Genomic DNA, 17,791 nt, shown 5'->3' on the forward strand with positions numbered 1-17,791 from the left:
GTGGCCCCCGCCACGAGCGCCGCACCGACTGTCTCGCCCCCTGCTCGGCGCCGGCCCCCACCGGCGATGTTCATCAGAGTACGGACGACGGCGGGGAGCGGAAGCCTATTTGCAGAACTGGCGGACCGCCGCGTTTATGGTGTGCCGCATGTTTCGTCTAGTGACAGAAGTCGACAAGGCGCGTCGGGATCTGCTGCACAGCCGCCTGCGGGCGACGAACACGGCGGCCTCCCCCGTCCTGAGCGCCCTGCGCGGAACCCCTCACGAACGCGAATCCCCGCTGCACGTCTGGGCGTTGGACGACGGCGGCGCCCTGGCGGGCGGCCTGGTCGGCCACACCTGGACGTCCTGGCTGCATGTGACCTATCTGTGGGTCGATGCGCCGCACCGCGGCACGGGCGTCGGCTCCGCCCTGCTCGCGGAGGCGGAGCGCACGGCCCGCACCCGGCGCGGCTGCACCTCGGTGCGCCTGGAGACCTGGGACTTCCAGGCGCCGGAGTTCTACCGGAAGCAGGGCTACGAGGTGGTGTGCGTGATCCCGGACTATCCGCCGGGGATCACGGAGTACACGCTGACGAAGCGGCTGGACTGAGCCCGCGGTCCCGCCGCCCCGGACCCCGGCGCCCCCGGACCCCGGCGGCCCGCCCGCGCCGGGTCCGAACCCCACCCGCTCTCATCCCACCCGCCGTGCCCCCGCCGAGGGCACCGCCTCGAACACGCGCGGCGCCGTGAAGCCGGCCGCGGCGAAGGCGTCGTGGACCGCCTCGGTGACGGCGTCCGCGTCACCGGCGTCCGCCAGGACGATCGCGGAGCCGCCGAAGCCGCCGCCCGTCATCCTGGCCCCGAGCGCGCCCGCGGCCAGGGAGGCGTCGACGGCCAGGTCGAGCTCGGGGCAGGAGACACGGAAGTCGTCGCGGAGCGAGGCGTGTCCCTCCACCAGAACCGGGCCGATCGCCCGCGTCTCACCGGACTCCAGCAGGGCCACGACGCGCTCGACGCGCTGGTTCTCCGTGACCACGTGCCGGACCAGGCGGCGGACCTCCTCCTCGTCGCCGAGCCGCTGCAGGGCCGCGTCCAGGTCGTCGTGGGCGATGTCCCTGAGCGCGTCCACGCCCAGCAGCGCGGCGCCCTTCTCGCAGCCCGCGCGGCGCCTGCCGTACTCGCCCTCGCTGTGGGAGTGCTCGACCCGGGTGTCGACGACGAGCAGGCGCAGGCCCTGCGCCGCCGCGTCGAAGGGGATCTGGCGCTGGGAGAGGTCGCGGGTGTCGAGGAAGAGTGCGTGCCCGGCCCGGCAGCAGGCCGAAGCCGTCTGGTCCATGATGCCGACCGGGGCTCCGACATAGACGTTCTCGGCGCGCCGGCACAGCCGGGCCAGCTGCCACCCGCGCAGCCCCGGACCGAACAGATCGTTCAGCGCCACCGCGACGACCATCTCCAGGGCCGCAGAGGAGGACAGCCCCGCGCCCGCCGGGACGGTCGACGCCAGGTGGATGTCGGCGCCGGTCACCCGGTGCCCGGCCGCGCGCAGCGCCCAGACCACCCCCGCCGGATACGCCGTCCAGGCCGGGTCGGAGCCGGGGCTCAGCTCGGCCACCCGCAGCTCGGTCACACCGGCCCCGGCGTCCGCCGAATGCAGGCGCAGAACGCCGTCGTCGCGCCGGGCGACGGCCGCGACCGCGGTGTGCGGCAGGGCGAACGGCATGACGAAGCCGTCGTTGTAGTCGGTGTGCTCACCGATGAGGTTGACCCGGCCCGGAGCCGCCCACACCCCGTCCGGCGCATGCCCGTAGAGGGCGCCGAACCGTTCGGCGACCCGGCCTGCCACAGCCTCGCTCATGCCCCGCTCCCCTTCCCCGCCCGCACGTCCTTCCGGCGCTGGGCGAACTCCCAGGCGTCGGCGACGATTCCGGCGAGGTCCGCCCTGGAGGGGCGCCAGCCCAGCTTCTCGCGGGCGGTGCCGGCGGAGGCGACGAGGACCGCCGGGTCGCCGCCCCGGCGTGGGGCGGCGACCTCGGGGACCGGGTGGCCGGTGACCCGGCGGACGGTCTCGACCACCTCGCGGACGGAGAAGCCGTTGCCGTTGCCGAGGTTGCAGATCAGATGCTCGCCCGGCGCGGCCACCCTCAGCGCCAGCAGATGGGCCTCGGCCAGATCGGCGACGTGGATGTAGTCGCGGACGCAGGTGCCGTCCGGGGTCGGGTAGTCGTCGCCGTACACGGAGATCGCGTCGCGCCGGCCCTGGGCGACCTGCAGCACCAGGGGGATCAGATGGGACTCGGGGTCGTGGCGCTCCCCGCAGTCGCCGTACGCGCCCGCCACGTTGAAGTAGCGCAGCGAGACCGCGCCCAGTCCGTGTGCCGTCGCCTCGCCCGTGATCATGTGGTCGACGGCGAGCTTGGAGGCGCCGTAGGGGTTGGTCGGCCGGGTCGGGGCGGACTCCACGATCGGGACCTGCTCCGGTTCGCCGTAGGTGGCCGCCGTGGACGAGAAGACCAGGGTGCGCACACCCGCGGTGCGCATGGCCTGAAGCAGGGCCATGGTGCCGCCGACATTGTTGTCCCAGTACTTCTCGGGCCGTACGACCGACTCGCCGACCTGGGAGAACGCCGCGAAGTGCAGGACGGCGCCGAAGCTCGCGTCCAGCCACTTGGCGGCGTCGCGGATATCGCCCTCGACGAAGGCGGCCCCGGCCGGCACCGCCTCCCGGAAGCCGGTGGAGAGGTTGTCGAGGACGACGACCTCGTGACCGGCCTCCAGCAGATGCTGGGCGACGACGCTCCCGACGTAGCCGGCCCCGCCGGTCACCAGGTACTTCCCGCTCATCAACTCGCTACCTCTCGCAGTCGCTCGGCCGCGCGCTCCGGCGGCACGTCGTTGATGAACACGTCCATGCCGGACTCGGAGCCCGCGAGGTACTTCAGCTTGCCGGACGTCCGGCGGATGGTGAAAAGCTCCAGGTGCAGCGCGAAGTCGTCGCGGGGCACCCCGCCGAACCCGGCCGGCTGCCCGAACGGGGCCTGGTGCCAGGCCGCGACGTAGGGCGTGGGAGGCTCACCGGTGCCGAAGAGCCGGTCGAACCGTTTCAAGAGTTCCAGGTAGACCTGTGGAAACTCCGAGCGAGCCGCCTCGTCCAGACCGAGCAGGTCGGGAACCCGCCGCTTGGGATACAGATGCACCTCGTACGGCCAGTGCGCGGCGTACGGCACGAAGGCGACCCAGTGTTCACCCTCCAGGACGACCCGTTCGCCCGCCAGTTCCCGCTCCAGTACCGCGTCGAACAGGTTCTGTCCGCCGGTCGAGTCCCGGTGCGTCTCGAGTGAACGGAGCATCAGCGCGGTGCGGGGCGTGATGAACGGGTAGGCGTAGATCTGCCCGTGCGGGTGACCGAGCGTCACCCCGATCTCGGGGCCGCGGTTCTCGAAGCAGAACACCTGCTCGACGGAGGCCAGATGGGACAGTTCCGAGGTCCGGTCGGTCCAGGCGTCCAGGACGAGCCGGGCCTGCTCCTCGTCGAGGTCGGCGAAGGAGGCGTCGTGGTCGGGGGTGAAGCAGACGACCTCGCAGCGGCCGGAGTCACCGGCCAGCGAGGGGAAGCGGTTCTCGAAGACCACCACGTCGTACGACGGGCCGGGGATCTCGGTCAGCCGGCCGCCCTCGGAGGGGCACAGGGGGCATTCGTCCGGGGGCGGGTGATACGTGCGCCCCTGCCGGTGCGAGGCGACGGCGACGGCGTCGCCGAGCAGCGCGTCCCGCCGGATCTCCGAGGTGGTGACGGTCGGCTCCGGCGGGCGGCGGTCGACGGCGCCGCGCACGGTGTCGTCGCGCAGGTCGTAGTAGATGAGCTCACGACCGTCGGCCAGCCGGGTCGAGGTCTTCTTCACTGCCGGACTCCTCCGCGTCAGTCCGCACTCAAACACAATCGAACATAACACACCACAACCCACCAGCCCAAAGGATTCCTCACTCTCAAACAGAATCCACCAGCAGAAGTGTTCAGTTGCTGACCACGAAGGCACAGGTACCGCTCCGGACCAGTTCGCGCAACGAAGCGAGTGCTCATGGAAACCCCCACACACCTCGCCGCGGAGCTCACGCTCCCGATCAACTGGCTCGACTACGTGATCCTCGGGATCTACTTCGTCGCCGTCCTCGGCATCGGCTTCGCCGCCCGCCGCTCGGTCAGGACCAGCCTGGACTTCTTCCTCTCCGGGCGGTCACTGCCCGCCTGGGTGACCGGTCTGGCGTTCATCGCCGCCAACCTGGGCGCCACGGAGATCCTCGGCATGGCCGCCAACAGCGCCCAGTACGGCGTCTACACCACCCACTGGTACTGGATCGGCGCCATCCCCGCCATGGTCTTCCTCGGCCTGGTGATGATGCCGTTCTACTACGGCAGCAAGGTCCGCTCGGTCCCCGAGTTCCTGCTGCTCCGCTTCGACCGCGGGGCACATCTGCTGAGTTCGGTCCTGTTCGCCTTCGCCGCCATCCTGATCGCCGGAGTCAACCTCTACGCCCTCGCGATCGTCGTCGAGGCACTGCTCGGCTGGCCGCAGTGGGTGGCCATCGTGGTCGCCGGGTTCTTCGTCCTGGCCTACATCACCCTCGGCGGCCTGTCCTCGGCGATCTACAACGAGGTGCTGCAGTTCTTCGTGATCCTTGCCGCGCTCATCCCGATCACCGTGCTCGGCCTGAGACGGGTCGGCGGATGGGACGGACTGTCCGACAACCTCACCGCCCAGCACGGGGACAACTTCATGACCGCCTGGGGCGGCACCGGCATCGGCAGCGACAACCCGCTCGGCGCGAACTGGCTGACCATCGTGCTCGGTCTCGGGTTCGTGCTCTCCTTCGGCTACTGGACCACCAACTTCGCCGAGGTGCAGCGCGCCCTGTCCGCCAAGAACCTCTCGGCGGCCCGGCGCACCCCGCTCATCGCCGCCTTCCCCAAGATCTTCATCGTGTTCCTCGTGATGATCCCGGGGCTGGTCGCCGCCGCGCTGGTCCCCCGGTTCGGCGCACCCGGATCCGGCTACCAGTACAACGACGCGATCCCGTACCTGATGCAGCAACTGCTGCCCAACGGGGTGCTCGGGATCGCGGTGACCGGTCTGATCGCGGCGTTCATGGCCGGCATGGCCGCCAACATCTCCTCGTTCAACACGGTGTTCACCAACGACATCTGGGCGCGCTACACCGTGCGGCACCGGGAGGACGGCTACTACGTGCAGGTCGGCCGCGTGATCACCGCACTGGGTGTCCTGGCGTCCATCGGCACGGCCTTCCTGGCCGCGTCCTTCTCGAACATCATGGCCTATCTGCAGACCCTGTTCTCCTTCTTCAACGTGCCGATGTTCGTGGTCTTCATCATCGGGATGTTCTGGAAGCGCGCCTCGATGAAGTCCGGCTTCTGGGGCCTGCTCGCGGGGACCACCGCCGCGATGGTCAACTACTTCGTCGTCTACGAACAGGGGGTCATCGACATCCCCACCGACCAGGGCGCCAACTTCGTGTCCGCGATCGCCGGCTTCGTCGCCGGTGCGGTGGTCATGGTCGCCGTCACGCTGTTCACCGAGCCCAAGCCGGTCTCCGAACTGCAGGGTCTGGTCTACGGCACCCTCCCCCGGACTCCGTCCGGGGGGACCCCCACCCCCGGCACGGCCGAGCCGCCGGCCGAGGGCGACGACGCGTGGTACCGGAAGCCGGCGCTGCTCGGCTGGGGCGCGATCGTGCTGGCCGCCGCCTGCTACATCCCGTTCTCGTTCTGATTGCGGGAGGATCGAGGGAACATGTCCGAGTCCTACTCCGAGAAGGATGTCCAGCGGGAGGTCTCCGAGCTGGAGGCCAGGTCCGCCACGGCCGCGCGGCTGTTCGACATCCGGCGCATCATCGGTGTGCTGTTCGTGACCTACGGCGTGATCGTCACGATCGCGGGGTTCACGGCGTCCGACGCCGATATCGACAAGGCGGAGGGTGTGAACATCAATCTGTGGACCGGGGTGGGGATGCTGGTGCTGGGCCTGCTGTTCCTGCTCTGGCTGAAACTCCGCCCGACGGCGCCTGCGCCTCCGGCGGATGGGGAGGGGCCGGAATGACACCGGCGGTGCGGCGCCCTCCGGGGGGCGCGGGGTGGGCAGGTTGCCCGGCGCTGCGGTGACCGCGGAGGTGGGCGGCGCAGCCCGGCGCCGACGGGTCGCCGCCCGCGCACACCCGTGCCGCCCCCGGCGGTACCTCCCAGGCCGTTGAGGCACTTGGGGAGGCACGACCGCCCGCGGATGGGCGGATCCCGCCGCCCGGCACGGGTGGGCGGGATCCGGTCGCCAGGCACCTGGGGCCAGGTGGGGGGCGGGCCCGCAGACGCGTACGGCGAGCAGGGGTCGGGCCGGGGGGGTGGCCGCCCGCAGCGGTTGGCGCGTCCACACCGCTCAGATCCCGACCCACCGATTCCGCGCCGTTCCGAGGACGGCCACCCACCGGCCCGGCCCCGACCCACGACACACCCGCACGCGCGACCCGCACCCCGCACCCCCACCCGCACAGGCCGCCGCAGGCACAACGCGCACCCCCGACCACCCGCACAGGCCGCCGCAGGCACCCCACCCGCCACCGAACCCGCCGGACGTCAGTCGGTGTGACGGGGGCGCGGGGCCGCTCGGTCCAGTAGGCCCGTGCGGGCCGCCAGGGCCGCGGCCTCCAGACGCGAACCGACCCCCAGTTTCATCAGTACCCGCTGAACATGCGTACGCGCGGTCGACGGCGCGATCCCCATCCCCGCCGCGATCAGCCGCGTGTCCTCGCCGTCCGCGACCCGCACCAGCACCTCGACCTCCCTCGGTGTGAGCATCTCCAGCAGCCGCTGCCCCTCGTCGTCCGGCTGCTCCGCCGGGTTCAGCAGCTCGCCGAACGCCCCCTGCAGCAACGCCGGCGCCACCGCCGCCTCCCCCGCCCGCGCCTTCATGATCGCCCGCTCGACCCCCTCGATACGCTCGTCGTGCCGCACATATCCCGACGCCCCGGCCGCGAACGCCGCCGCGATCCCCCGCGGACTCGGCACCGGCCCCAGCACCAGCACCGCCACCTGAGGCCGCTCCCGCTTGATCTTCACCACCGGGTCGAAATTCCCCGGCTCGGCGGGCGCCGCCGTCCCCAGCAGACACACCTCCGGCGCCCGGCTGATCACCAGATCCGCCGCCCCGACGGCGGGCGCCGCCGCCGCCAGCACCCGGTGCCCCCGCAGCTTCAGCGCCGAGGCCAACGCCTCCGCGAGCAATCGGTGATCGTCGACCACCATCAGCCGCACTCCCATCGAGCAACCCCCCAGTCCCCGATCCCGAATCCCGGTCCCGGTCCCGATCCCGGTCCCGGTCCCCGATCCCTGCCCTGCTCCGCGATGCCCGGAAGCTACACGCTTGTTCGACGTCGCGCTGCCCCTACCGGTAAGGACTGCCCCGGATCGCCGAAAATCCTCCCACGACACAACACCACGGCCCCGCCCCCACAGAGGGGACGGGGCCGCACCGCACAAGCGCGCTCAGCCGCTCGTGCCGAAGGCCACCGCCAGGTAGTCCTTCTCGTCCCCGGCGGACAGTTCACTCGCGTACACCTGCGACATGTAGAGCCGCCCCTGGCCGTACCGCAGCTCGGCGTACTCCGGCAGCATGCTGGTCTCCACGTCGCGCACCGCCTCGGTGGCGGGGTTCTCCAGCAGTGTCGTCTGCTTGAACGACCCGCCGTCGATGCTCACGATCTGCCCGCCCTTGTCGTAGGGGGGCCGCTTGTAGGCCAGCACATTGCCGCCGTCCATCCGCAGCGGAGTGATGGTGTAGCCCTCGCCCGCGTCCGCACGCTGGCCGGTCTGCTTGCCGGTGGCCAGGTCGAAGACGACGATCTCGTTGGTCCGGCTGTAGCTCTCGCCGCTTCCCTCGTGCTCCTCGGTGGCGATGTACAGCCGGTCGTTGCCCACCGCGAGCCCGGTGCAGTGCTCGACCTTGGTGATGTTGTCGCAGCGTGCGCCGTACTGGTCGCCGGGCGCGGAGATGCGCGTACGCAGCTTGCCGGTCTTGTTGTCGATGGAGAAGAAGTCCGAGATGCCGCTGCCGTCACCGGCGGAGTCACCGACGTCGGCGGAGACCACCAGCGGGTCGGTGGACACGATGCCGGCGTACTCGATGCCCTTGGCCATCTTGTACTCCGAGATCACCTTCCCGGTCTTCGGGTCGACGTTCTGGATGTGCAGCTCACGGGCGTCGTACGTACCGCACTTGCGGACCGCGACGAGCTTGGGACCGCCGCCGTAGCCGGCGTCGTAGCAGGTGTCGGTGGCCTTCGGGCTCCACAGCTGCTTGCCGGTCAGGTCCCAGGCGACGCCGCCGCTGGTGCTGCCCGCGGCGACCGTCTCCCCGCTGATCGTGACGTTGCCGAAGGAGATCGGCTGGTCCCCGGTCTTGCCCTGCTTCGACCACACCTTCTTGCCGGTGTCGAGGTCGACGAGGGCGACCTCGCTGCAGCCGTGGTGCCGCTTGGCCTTGGTGGGCATGTCGGGCTGGTGGACGACGACCGTCTTGTTGTCGTCGGTGACGTGCTCGGTGGCGGCGCACACCGGGCCGCCCAGCGGCAGCGTCCAGAGCTTGCCGCCCTTCTCGGGGTCGTAGCCGGTGATCTCGGCGATGCCGCTCTTGGCGTACACCTTGTCGGTGAGCCAGGAGCCGGAGACGACGACGCTGTTGAGGTCCTTGGGCACCGCGGGTGCCGGGACCTGGAAGAGCACCTTGGCGCCGGGGTCGGACGGCGCCTTCTCCTTGCCGCCCTCGGCGGAGGTGCCGCCCTCGCCGCTCTTCTCGCCCTCGCCGCCGGAGCCCCCGCTGGAGCTGGCGGTGGTGTTCTTGTCGTCGTCCTTGCCGCCGGAGGATCCGGCGTACCAGATGCCGCCGCCGATGATCAGCGCGATCGCGACGACGGCGGACACGATGATCGCGACCTGTGTGTTGATCTTCCGTCCGCCGCCCGGCCCGCCGGCGCCCGGCTGCGGCTGCATCGGCACGGTCGCGTGCGGATAGCCGTAACCCGGCCCGGCCGGCTGGCCGTACGGGTTCGGCTGCTGGCCGTAGGGTCCGGGCTGCTGCGGCTGCCCGTAACCGCCCGGCTGCGGCTGGCCGTAGCCGCCCGCAGGCTGCTGGCCGGGGTAGCCGTACCCGGGCTGGGCCGGCGGGGTCTGCGGGTAGCCGTACCCGGGCTGCGGGGCGCCGGACGGCGGAGTCGGCGGTGCGGACGGGTTCGGCGGCGTCGCCGGTGCCCCCTGCGGGGCGGGCGGCGTCTGCGGGTAGCCGTACCCCGGCTCCGGGGACTTGGCGAGGTCCGGCCCGCCCTCACCCGGCACGGGCTGCTGCGGCTCCTCGGGCTGCTGCTGCGGCTGTTCCGGAGGCGGTCCGAAACCTCCCCCCTGCGGGGGCTGGTTGGGCGGCGGGGGCGGCGGCTGGGTCATGACGTGAGTACCTCGAGGGAGAAGAAGTGCGGGGGACGGAAGGGATGGTCACTTGCCGTAGGCGAGCATCAACTTCTCCTTCGCGTCATCGTTGCCGGTCAGCCGGGCGCTGGAGAGGAAGAAGCGCCCGTCGGCCCAGGCGATGTCCCGGGAGTAGAAGCTGTTCTCGATGTCCGCCGCGCCCTGCGGGTTCTGCAGCAGCTCGGCCGGCTGGTGGCTGCCACCACCGGTCGGGATGGCGACGATCCGGCCGCCGGAGTCGTAGGACGGCTCCACGTAGGCGATGAGCTTCCCGCCCTCGACCTGCATCGGCAGCATCGGTTCCTCGACCGGCGACTTCACCCGCCACTTCTCCTTGCCGTCGGCGAGACCGATCGCGACGATCTCGTTGGCTCCGGTGGTCGCCTTGGTGGGCAGGTAGAGGGTGTCGTCGGCGACGGCGACGCCCTGGCAGCCCTGCAGGTCGCGGTCGAGGATGGCCCAGCCGCACTCGGGGGCGAAGTCCTCGTCGACGCCGACCTGGGAGGTGACCTTGCCGACCGCGAAGGTGGAGATGTTCCAGACCTTCTCGTCCTTGTTGTCGGCGTAGATGACGACCGGGTCGACGGAGTACGCCCGCTCGATCCGCCAGCCCTTCTTGTACGCGTACGTCCACTTGACCTTGCCGGTCTTCGGGTCGAGCTCCTGCAACTCGTCGTGGGCGTTGTTGCCGCCGGCGCCGCAGGAGGCGACCTGGAGGAGCCGGTCGCCGCCGCCGGCGAACCCGGCGGGGAAGCAGGCGTCGCCGTACTTCTTCTTGTCGTAGAGCTTCTTGCCGCTGGTGATGTCGTAGGCGGTGCCGGACTGCGAGCGGGCCACCATCAGGACGTCGCCGACGACGGTCAGCTCGGCGGAGAGGATGGTGTCGAACAGCTCACCCTCCTCGGCCTCCTGCTCCCAGCCCTTCGCACCGGTGTCGAGGTCGATCTCCTGCAGCTGGTTGCACTTGGCGCGGTCGCTGGCGCCGCTCATGTACGCGACGATGATCTTGTCGTCGGCGGTCTTCTCGTCGGTGACCGAGCAGATCTTCTGCGGGAAGGTGATGGCGTCCCAGGTGGGCTTGCCGTCGTCCACGTTGAAGGCGAAGAGCTGCTTGTAGGCGGCCTTGACCACGGTCTCGTCGGTGACCCACATGCCGGGGGCGTCGGCGCCGGAACCGGGCGCGTCGGGTGCCTCCTTGTACCAGAGCACCCTGGCCTCACCGGGCTGGCGGCCCTCGTTGAGGTCCTCGGTGGCGCCGTCGCCGGCGCCGCTGCCGTCGCCGGGGTTGACCGGGCCGCCGGAGCCGGAGGGCTTGGGATCGTCGCTCTGCTGCGCGACGGGCTTCTTGTCCTTCTTGTCGTCACCGCCGGCGGTGACGGCCCAGACCGTGCCGCCGATGACGGCCAGCGCGGCGACCGCTGCGCCGATGGCGAGGACCGTCTTGTTCCTGAACGGGTTGCGGGAGCCGGGGCCGGGCGGCGGGGTGCCGGGCGCGCCCGGGTACTGCGGCTGCGGGTAGCCGTAGCCGGGCTGCTGACCGTACGGGCCGGGCTGCTGCGGCTGGGCGTACGGGCCGGAGTTGTAGGGGCCGGGCTGCTGCCCGTAGGGGCCCGGGGCCGCGCCCGGCTGCTGCGGATACCCGTATCCCGGCTGCGGCGCCCCGGACGGCGGGGTCGGCGGGGTGCCGGGCGGCGGACCCTGCGGAGGCGGCGGAGTGCCCGGCGCGCCCTGCGGAGGCGGCGGGGTCTGCGGTGCTCCGAAGCCGCCGGAGGGCGGTGGATCCTGCGGTGCTCCGAAGCCACCCGGCTGCGGCGGCTGGTTGGGCGGCTGAGTCATCAGCGCGTTCCCCCTTACTAGCTGATTTTTAGCCACGCCCTGAGATACGGACGGTCTGGTCCCAGAGACGTCTCACAGACGCCTCCGACGGTTGCGGAGACAGGCTCTGACGGCTCTTTCTATCACCCGGCGCCGACGGCCCACCGGACCGTGTCCGCCGCTGTTCCCAAGGGAGGACCCGGCCGTGATGGCTCCGTTACGCGCCTTCACGCCCCCTTCACGCCGTGCGCGCCCCCCGTACAGAGCGCGCGGGTCCGGGCCTCAGGCGTCAGGCGTCCTCCGCCAGTTCCAGCCAGCGCAGCTCCAGTTCCTCGCGCTGTCCGGTCAGCTCCCGCAGCTCGGCGTCCAGTTCCGCGACCTTCGCGAAGTCGGTGGCATGGTCCGCGATCTGTGCGTGCAGCTTGGTCTCCTTCTCGGAGATCCGGTCCAGCTGACGCTCGATCTTCTGGAGTTCCTTCTTGGCGGCGCGCTGGTCGGCGGCGCTCTTCTCCGGCACGGCCGCGGCGGCCGGCCTGGCGGCCGGGACGTTCGCCGCCGCGGCTTCCTCCATCTTGCGGCGCCGCTCCAGATACTCGTCGATACCGCGCGGCAGCATCCGCAGCGTGCCGTCGCCGAGCAGCGCGAACACCCGGTCGGTGGTGCGCTCCACGAAGAACCGGTCGTGGGAGATGACGATCATCGACCCGGGCCAGCCGTCGAGGACGTCCTCCAGCTGGGTCAGGGTCTGGATGTCGAGGTCGTTGGTGGGCTCGTCGAGGAAGAGGACGTTGGGCTCGTCCATGAGCAGGCGCAGCAGCTGCAGCCGGCGCCGCTCGCCGCCGGAGAGGTCACCGACCGGCGTCCACTGCTTGTCCTTGCCGAAGCCGAAGGTCTCGCAGAGCTGTCCGGCGGTCATCTCGCGCCCCTTGCCGAGGTCGACGCGCTCGCGGACCGCCTGCACGGCCTCCAGGACCCGCCAGCCCGGGTCGAGTTCGGCGACCTCCTGGGACAGGTAGGCCAGTTTCACGGTCCTGCCGACGCGGATGCTGCCCCCCGCGGGCTGCTGGTCCCCGTCGCTCCGCGCGGCGTCGGCGAGGGCGCGCAGCAGTGAGGTCTTGCCCGCGCCGTTGACCCCGACCAGGCCGATCCGGTCGCCCGGGCCGAGCTGCCATGTGACGTGCTTGAGCAGCACCTTGGGGCCGGCCTGGACGCTCACGTCCTCCAGGTCGAACACGGTCTTGCCGAGCCGGGACGAGGCGAACCTCATCAGCTCGCTGCTGTCCCTCGGCGGCGGCACGTCCTTGATCAGCTCGTTGGCGGCCTCGACGCGGAACCGCGGCTTGGAGGTGCGGGCGGGCGCCCCGCGGCGCAGCCAGGCCAGCTCCTTGCGGACCAGGTTCTGCCGCTTGGCCTCCTCGGTGGCGGCGATGCGTTCGCGCTCGGCGCGGGCGAAGACGTAGTCGGAGTAGCCGCCCTCGTACTCGTAGACGTCGCCGCGCTGCACGTCCCACATGCGGGTGCAGACCTGGTCGAGGAACCAGCGGTCGTGGGTGACGCAGACCAGCGCGGAGCGGCGCTCGCGCAGGTGCTGCGCGAGCCAGGCGATGCCCTCGACGTCGAGGTGGTTCGTCGGCTCGTCCAGGACGACCAGGTCCTGCTCGTCGATGAGCAGCTTGGCGAGCGCGATACGGCGCCGCTCGCCGCCGGAGAGCGGCCCGATCACGGTGTCGAGCCCCTGCGGGAACCCGGGCAGGTCGAGCCCGCCGAACAGCCCGGTCAGCACGTCCCTGATCCTGGCGTTGCCCGCCCACTCGTGGTCCGCCAGGTCGCGGATGACCTCGTGGCGGACCGTGGCCTCGGGGTCGAGGGAGTCGTGCTGGGTGAGCACGCCGAGCCGCAGCCCGCCGGAGTGGGTGATCCGGCCGGTGTCGGCCTCCTCCAGTCTGGCGAGCATCCGGATCAGCGTGGTCTTGCCGTCGCCGTTGCGGCCCACGACGCCGATGCGGTCGCCTTCGGAGACGCCGAGGGAGACTCCGTCGAGCAGGGCGCGGGTGCCGTACACCTTGCTGACGTTCTCGACATTGACCAGGTTGACGGCCATTTCTCTCCTGCCTGGGGGATCGGTCAGCCTTCAAGCGTAGGCGTTCCGGGGAACGCGGCGGCACGCGCCCGGGGGGTCACTCTTTGTAGTGACCTGTGTCGGACTTCCCCGCTACCGTGGGGGGCAGGCAGCAGGATCCCGTCCATGGGAGGAACCATGACCGCCGAGTCCGTAGAGCACGGCCCTTGCTGGCCGATGCCGCCGCCGGACGGCTACACCGTGGACGACCTGTTCACCCTGCCGGATCTCCCGCCGCACACCGAGCTGATCGACGGGAGCCTGGTTTTCGTGAGTCCGCAGCGGGATTTCCACACCATCGTCATCGACCTGCTGGTCAGCGGATTCCGCCGAACGGCACCGGCAGAAGTACGAGTGAGGAGGGAGATGACCGTCGTCCTCGACAGGCGCAACGGCCCTGAGCCCGATGTGAGCATCCTTCGCGCGGAAGCGATCACGGGACGGACCCAGACGCGCTACGCGGCGAAGGACGTCCTCCTGGCCGTCGAGGTCGTCTCCCCGGACTCCGAGTCCCGCGACCGGGACACCAAGCCGCACAAGTACGCCGCCGCCGGCATCCCGCACTTCTGGCTGGTCGACATGGCGGGCGAGGACGGCCACCCGGTGGTCCAGGTCTACGAACGGGGCGATGCCACCGGCACCTACACCCTGACCGGGATCCACCACGAACACGTCAAGGTCACCGTGCCCTACCACATCGACATCGACCTGACCGCCATCGACGAGCTCTGACCCGAGCCGCGTTCCCTCAGACCACCGTCGCCCCGGGCACGGGCCCCTGGGCCGTCCGCACCGTCGCGCAGGTGCCCGACGCCCGCAGTACCGCCGCCACCTCGGCCGCGGACGCCTCGTCGGAGGCGAGGAACGCCGTGGTCGGGCCGGATCCCGAGACCAGCGCCGTCAGCGCACCCGCCGCGCGCCCGGCGGCGAGGATGTCGGACAGCTCGGGGAAGAGGGAGAGGGCCGCGGGCTGCAGGTCGTTGGTGACGGCGACGGCGAGCGCACCGGGGTCGCCCGCGGCGAGGGCGTCCAGCACCGTCTGATCGGCGACCGGTTCGGGGATGTCGCGGCCCTCCGCCAGCCGGTCGAACTCGCGGAACACCGCCGGGGTGGACAGCCCGCGCCCGGCCATCGCGAACACCCAGTGGAAGCCGCCCCCGGCCTCCAGCTCGGTCAGCTTCTCGCCGCGCCCGGTGCCCAGTGCCGCCCCGCCGATCAGGCTGAAGGGCACGTCGCTGCCGAGTTCGGCGCAGAGGGCGAGCAGTTCGTCACGGGAGGCGCCGGTGCCCCACAGGGCGTTGCAGGCGACCAGCGCACCCGCGCCGTCCGCGCTGCCGCCCGCCATCCCGCCGGCGACCGGGATGTCCTTGTCGATGTGCAGATGCACGGCGGGTTCACGGCCGTAGGCCTCGGCGAGGACGGTGGCGGCGCGGGCCGCGAGGTTGGTGCCGTCCAGCGGGACCCGGTCGGCGTCGGGGCCGGCGCAGGTGATGCGCAGTGCGTCGGCCGGGGTCGCGGTGATCTCGTCGTGGAGACCGACGGCGAGGAAGACGTTGGCCAGGTCGTGGTAGCCGTCCGGGCGGGCGGCGCCCACCGCGAGCTGGACGTTGACCTTGGCGGGGACGCGGACGGTGACGCTCACGTGGCGGGCTCCTTGTGCTCGGCGGCACGCTGCTGCTGGGCGCCTCGCTGTTCGGCGACGCGCGCGAACTCCTCGACGGTCAGGGACTCCCCCCGGGCCCGGGGCGACACCCCGGCGGCGACCAGGGCGGCCTCCGCGGCGGCGGCCGACCCGGCCCACCCGGCGAGCGCGGCCCGCAGGGTCTTGCGGCGCTGCGCGAACGCGGCGTCGACGACGGCGAAGACCTCCTTCCTGGAGGCGGTCGTCGCTATCGGCTCGGTGCGGCGGACCAGGGACACCAGTCCGCTGTCGACGTTGGGCGCGGGCCAGAAGACATTGCGGCCGATGGCACCGGCCCGCTTGACCTCGGCGTACCAGTTCGCCTTGACGGAGGGCACGCCGTACACCTTGGAGCCCGGACCCGCGGCGAGCCGGTCGGCGACCTCCGACTGGACCATGACGAGGGTGCGCTCGATGGTCGGGAAGGTGTCGAGCATGTGGAGCAGGACGGGCACGGCCACGTTGTAGGGCAGGTTGGCGACGAGTGCGGTCGGCGCCGGGCCGGGCAGCTCGGTGACGTGCATGGCGTCGGAGTGGACCAGGGCGAACCGGTCGGCACGCTCTGGCATCCGGGCGGCCACGGTGGCGGGAAGGGCGGCGGCGAGGACGTCGTCGATCTCCACGGCGGTCACCCGGTCGGCGGCCTCCAGCAGCGCCAGGGTGAGCGAGCCGAGCCCCGGTCCGACCTCGACCACGACGTCGTCGGGGCGGACGTCGGCGGTGCGGACGATACGGCGGACGGTGTTCGCGTCGATCACGAAGTTCTGGCCGCGCTGCTTGGTGGGGCGGACGCCGAGGGCTCCCGCCAGTTCGCGGACGTCGGCGGGGCCCAGCAGGGCGTCGTGGGGGGTGGGGCTGCTCACCCCGCAAGGGTAGCCGGGCCGGGCCCTCCCCGGCTCCGGCCCGCCGGGGACGACCGGGGGAGCCGAACGGGAACGGGACCTGCCCGGACTCCGGCCGCGCAGGAGGCCCACGGACACCGGCGCCTGGCCCGGGCCGGGCGGGACGCCGCCCCGGACCGCCGCCCGCGGCCCGGACCCGCCACCAGCCGGCGCGGCCCTGCGACGCCCGCAGACCGCCGAGGCCGGGCACAACCCGGCCGCACACCGCGTCCTGCGACCGGGACCCCACCGGGCGCGCGGGACGACCGGGGCATCCCCGCGGCGCCGAGCCCACCCGGGGCGTGCGGGGCGGGGTCCCGGGGCGGTGCGGGCAGCGCGGGCGGTGTGGCGGGTGGTCATCCGTGCAGCCGTGCGCCGCAGTGCGGCCAGGGGCTCGCGCCTCGGCGGACGTACAGCTTCTTGGCGCGGTAGGTCTGCTCGGCGGCGGGGGCGTCCTGGGGGCGGCCCTGGCCGCCGAGGCTGCGCCAGGTCCGGGTGTCGAACTGGTACAGGCCGCCGTACGTCCCCGAGGCGTCCACGGCGTCCGGCCGGCCGCCGGACTCGCAGGCCGCAAGGCCCTGCCAGTTCAGCCGGTCGGCGCCGTGCACGGACACCGGGCGCGGCCGGGTGCCGACGTGCACCACCTGGGCGCGCGGCTGGCGCACCACCTCCGACTCGATCCGGCGCGGCTTCTGCCGCACCCCGTTGACGGTGCGCACGGTGTACGTGGTCCGGCGCAGCCCCGGCCGGCCGGTCTGGGTCACGACCTCCGTGCCCCGGTAGAGGGAGGCGTCCCGGGTGCGCCGCACCGGGAACGCCAGGGCCTCCTCGTGGACCTCCCGCTCGCCCTTGATCCGCAGCACCGTCACCGTCTGCCCGTCGCGCGGGAAGCTGCCGGGCGGCACCGAGGTGGTGTCCTCCCCGTGCAGGGTGACCCCGGCCGCCTCGACGGCCTCGCGGACGGTCGCGGCGTTGGTGCGGACGGTGCGGGCGCGGCCGTCGGCCATGACGGTGACGACGCGCTCGGTGCGCACGTCCAGGGCGAGGCCCTCGCGTGAGATGTGCCGGGCGCCCGACGTGGACAGATGCGCGCCCGCCATGCGCACACCGAGCCCGCGGAGCGCGCCCTCGACCGTGTCGGCCGTGGTCCACACCTGGCTCCGGCGGCCGTCGAGGGTGAGCAGCACCGGGCGGCCGTGCCGGACGGTGACCCGGTCGCCGCTGGTCAGCTCGGTGCCGGGGGCGGGGGTGAGTACGTCGTGGGCGCCGAGGTCGACACCCTCCTCGGCGAGCAGCTCGCCGACGTCGTCGGCGAAGGTGTGCAGGGTGCGCGGCTCACCGTCGACGGTCAGCTCGACCGCCTTGTCCTCGGCGACGAAGGCGGTGGTGCCGCCGGCCAGGAACGCCACGATCAGCGCACGCGGCAGCAGCCTGCGCAGCGTGCCGTCCGCGCGTTCGCCACGGCGGGCCGCCCGCCGGCGCGCGGCCCGCCCGGCGGGCTCGGCGGGCTCGGCGGGCTCGGCGGGCTCGGCGGGCTCGGCGGACTGCCGGGGCAGCGTCGGCGCGCTGTGGGCGTCATACGGTTCGTGGGTGCCGTGCCAGGACGGCTGCGCCTCGTACCGGTCGTACAGCTCGTACGGACCGTACGGCTGGTACGGACCGTACGGCTGGTACGGACCGTACGGCTGGTACGGCCTGCCGGTCCCGTACGGCGCGCTCGTCTCGTACGTCTCGAACTGCGGCTTGCTCACTCCGACACGCTCCAGCGGTCCAGAGGGTTCCGGATCGGGCCCCCA

General features: G+C 72.2%; 14 protein-coding genes. 4 read left to right on the forward strand and 10 right to left on the reverse strand.

Going from position 1 to position 17,791, the window contains the following annotated elements:
• Positions 1 to 136 precede the first annotated feature (136 nt).
• Complete coding sequence (locus V5O46_RS05785) at positions 137 to 592, forward strand: GNAT family N-acetyltransferase (RefSeq protein ID WP_332883682.1); 456 nt, start codon at positions 137 to 139, stop codon at positions 590 to 592.
• A gap of 81 nt (positions 593 to 673) precedes the next feature.
• Here V5O46_RS05785 and galK read toward each other — a convergent pair whose 3' ends face one another.
• From galK to galT, 3 genes are read right to left on the reverse strand one after another with little or no spacing between them, the layout of a single operon-like run.
• Complete coding sequence (gene galK, locus V5O46_RS05790) at positions 674 to 1,837, reverse strand: galactokinase (protein ID WP_332883339.1); 1,164 nt, start codon at positions 1,835 to 1,837, stop codon at positions 674 to 676.
• Entirely contained in the window at positions 1,834 to 2,823 is a 990-nt protein-coding gene (galE, locus tag V5O46_RS05795; protein WP_332883340.1) for a UDP-glucose 4-epimerase GalE, read from the reverse strand. Before galE ends, galK begins: the two co-directional genes overlap by 4 nt.
• Positions 2,823 to 3,881, reverse strand: coding sequence for a galactose-1-phosphate uridylyltransferase (galT, locus tag V5O46_RS05800; RefSeq protein WP_332883341.1), 1,059 nt, complete (start codon positions 3,879 to 3,881; stop codon positions 2,823 to 2,825). Before galT ends, galE begins: the two co-directional genes overlap by 1 nt.
• Positions 3,882 to 4,058: 177 nt before the next feature.
• Here galT and V5O46_RS05805 point away from each other — a divergent pair, with 177 nt between their 5' ends.
• Positions 4,059 to 5,765 (forward strand): sodium:solute symporter family protein, encoded by a 1,707-nt coding sequence (locus V5O46_RS05805; RefSeq protein WP_332883342.1) that lies wholly within the window; start codon positions 4,059 to 4,061, stop codon positions 5,763 to 5,765.
• Between the two features lie 21 nt (positions 5,766 to 5,786).
• A complete protein-coding gene (locus tag V5O46_RS05810) occupies positions 5,787 to 6,092 on the forward strand; it encodes a hypothetical protein (RefSeq protein WP_332883343.1) in 306 nt (101 codons plus the stop codon).
• Positions 6,093 to 6,619: 527 nt separating this feature from the next.
• Here V5O46_RS05810 and V5O46_RS05815 read toward each other — a convergent pair.
• From V5O46_RS05815 to V5O46_RS05830, 4 genes are all read right to left on the reverse strand, one after another.
• The gene (locus V5O46_RS05815; RefSeq protein WP_332883344.1) at positions 6,620 to 7,303 is read right to left on the reverse strand and encodes a helix-turn-helix transcriptional regulator; all 684 of its coding nucleotides are present in this window, start codon (positions 7,301 to 7,303) and stop codon (positions 6,620 to 6,622) included.
• Between the two features lie 225 nt (positions 7,304 to 7,528).
• Positions 7,529 to 9,478 (reverse strand): outer membrane protein assembly factor BamB family protein, encoded by a 1,950-nt coding sequence (locus V5O46_RS05820; protein WP_332883345.1) that lies wholly within the window; start codon positions 9,476 to 9,478, stop codon positions 7,529 to 7,531.
• 48 nt (positions 9,479 to 9,526) lie between these two features.
• Positions 9,527 to 11,335: an outer membrane protein assembly factor BamB family protein gene (locus V5O46_RS05825; RefSeq protein ID WP_332883346.1), complete on the reverse strand. Its 1,809-nt coding sequence runs from the start codon at positions 11,333 to 11,335 to the stop codon at positions 9,527 to 9,529.
• Between the two features lie 268 nt (positions 11,336 to 11,603).
• On the reverse strand, positions 11,604 to 13,415 hold the full coding sequence (locus V5O46_RS05830; protein ID WP_332883347.1) for an ABC-F family ATP-binding cassette domain-containing protein: 1,812 nt from the start codon (positions 13,413 to 13,415) through the stop codon (positions 11,604 to 11,606).
• Between the two features lie 144 nt (positions 13,416 to 13,559).
• Here V5O46_RS05830 and V5O46_RS05835 point away from each other — a divergent pair, with 144 nt between their 5' ends.
• Complete coding sequence (locus V5O46_RS05835) at positions 13,560 to 14,165, forward strand: Uma2 family endonuclease (protein ID WP_332883348.1); 606 nt, start codon at positions 13,560 to 13,562, stop codon at positions 14,163 to 14,165.
• A 16-nt stretch (positions 14,166 to 14,181) separates the two neighbouring features.
• Here the strand turns inward: V5O46_RS05835 and V5O46_RS05840 are convergent, their stop codons facing one another.
• The 3 genes from V5O46_RS05840 to V5O46_RS05850 form a co-directional block, all read right to left on the reverse strand.
• Positions 14,182 to 15,075, reverse strand: a complete 894-nt coding sequence (locus V5O46_RS05840) for a 4-(cytidine 5'-diphospho)-2-C-methyl-D-erythritol kinase (RefSeq protein WP_332883349.1) — start codon at positions 15,073 to 15,075, stop codon at positions 14,182 to 14,184.
• A complete protein-coding gene (gene rsmA, locus V5O46_RS05845) occupies positions 15,072 to 15,977 on the reverse strand; it encodes a 16S rRNA (adenine(1518)-N(6)/adenine(1519)-N(6))-dimethyltransferase RsmA (protein ID WP_332883350.1) in 906 nt (301 codons plus the stop codon). The genes V5O46_RS05840 and rsmA overlap by 4 nt, the downstream gene beginning before the upstream one ends.
• Positions 15,978 to 16,351: 374 nt before the next feature.
• Complete coding sequence (locus V5O46_RS05850) at positions 16,352 to 17,746, reverse strand: ubiquitin-like domain-containing protein (RefSeq protein WP_332883351.1); 1,395 nt, start codon at positions 17,744 to 17,746, stop codon at positions 16,352 to 16,354.
• Between the last annotated feature and the right edge of the window lie 45 nt (positions 17,747 to 17,791).

Source organism: Streptomyces poriticola, assembly GCF_036689765.1.
GTDB lineage: Bacteria > Actinomycetota > Actinomycetes > Streptomycetales > Streptomycetaceae > Streptomyces > Streptomyces poriticola.

Bases quoted from the DNA above. Each gene is read 5' to 3' on its own strand.
- V5O46_RS05785 (WP_332883682.1), top strand. From the start codon at position 137: ATGGTGTGCCGCATGTTTCGTCTAGTGACAGAAGTCGACAAGGCGCGT.
- galK (WP_332883339.1), bottom strand. From the start codon at position 1,837: ATGAGCGAGGCTGTGGCAGGCCGGGTCGCCGAACGGTTCGGCGCCCTC.
- galE (WP_332883340.1), bottom strand. From the start codon at position 2,823: ATGAGCGGGAAGTACCTGGTGACCGGCGGGGCCGGCTACGTCGGGAGC.
- V5O46_RS05805 (WP_332883342.1), top strand. From the start codon at position 4,059: ATGGAAACCCCCACACACCTCGCCGCGGAGCTCACGCTCCCGATCAAC.
- V5O46_RS05810 (WP_332883343.1), top strand. From the start codon at position 5,787: ATGTCCGAGTCCTACTCCGAGAAGGATGTCCAGCGGGAGGTCTCCGAG.
- V5O46_RS05815 (WP_332883344.1), bottom strand. From the start codon at position 7,303: ATGGGAGTGCGGCTGATGGTGGTCGACGATCACCGATTGCTCGCGGAG.
- V5O46_RS05820 (WP_332883345.1), bottom strand. From the start codon at position 9,478: ATGACCCAGCCGCCGCCCCCGCCGCCCAACCAGCCCCCGCAGGGGGGA.
- V5O46_RS05825 (WP_332883346.1), bottom strand. From the start codon at position 11,335: ATGACTCAGCCGCCCAACCAGCCGCCGCAGCCGGGTGGCTTCGGAGCA.
- V5O46_RS05830 (WP_332883347.1), bottom strand. From the start codon at position 13,415: ATGGCCGTCAACCTGGTCAATGTCGAGAACGTCAGCAAGGTGTACGGC.
- V5O46_RS05835 (WP_332883348.1), top strand. From the start codon at position 13,560: ATGGGAGGAACCATGACCGCCGAGTCCGTAGAGCACGGCCCTTGCTGG.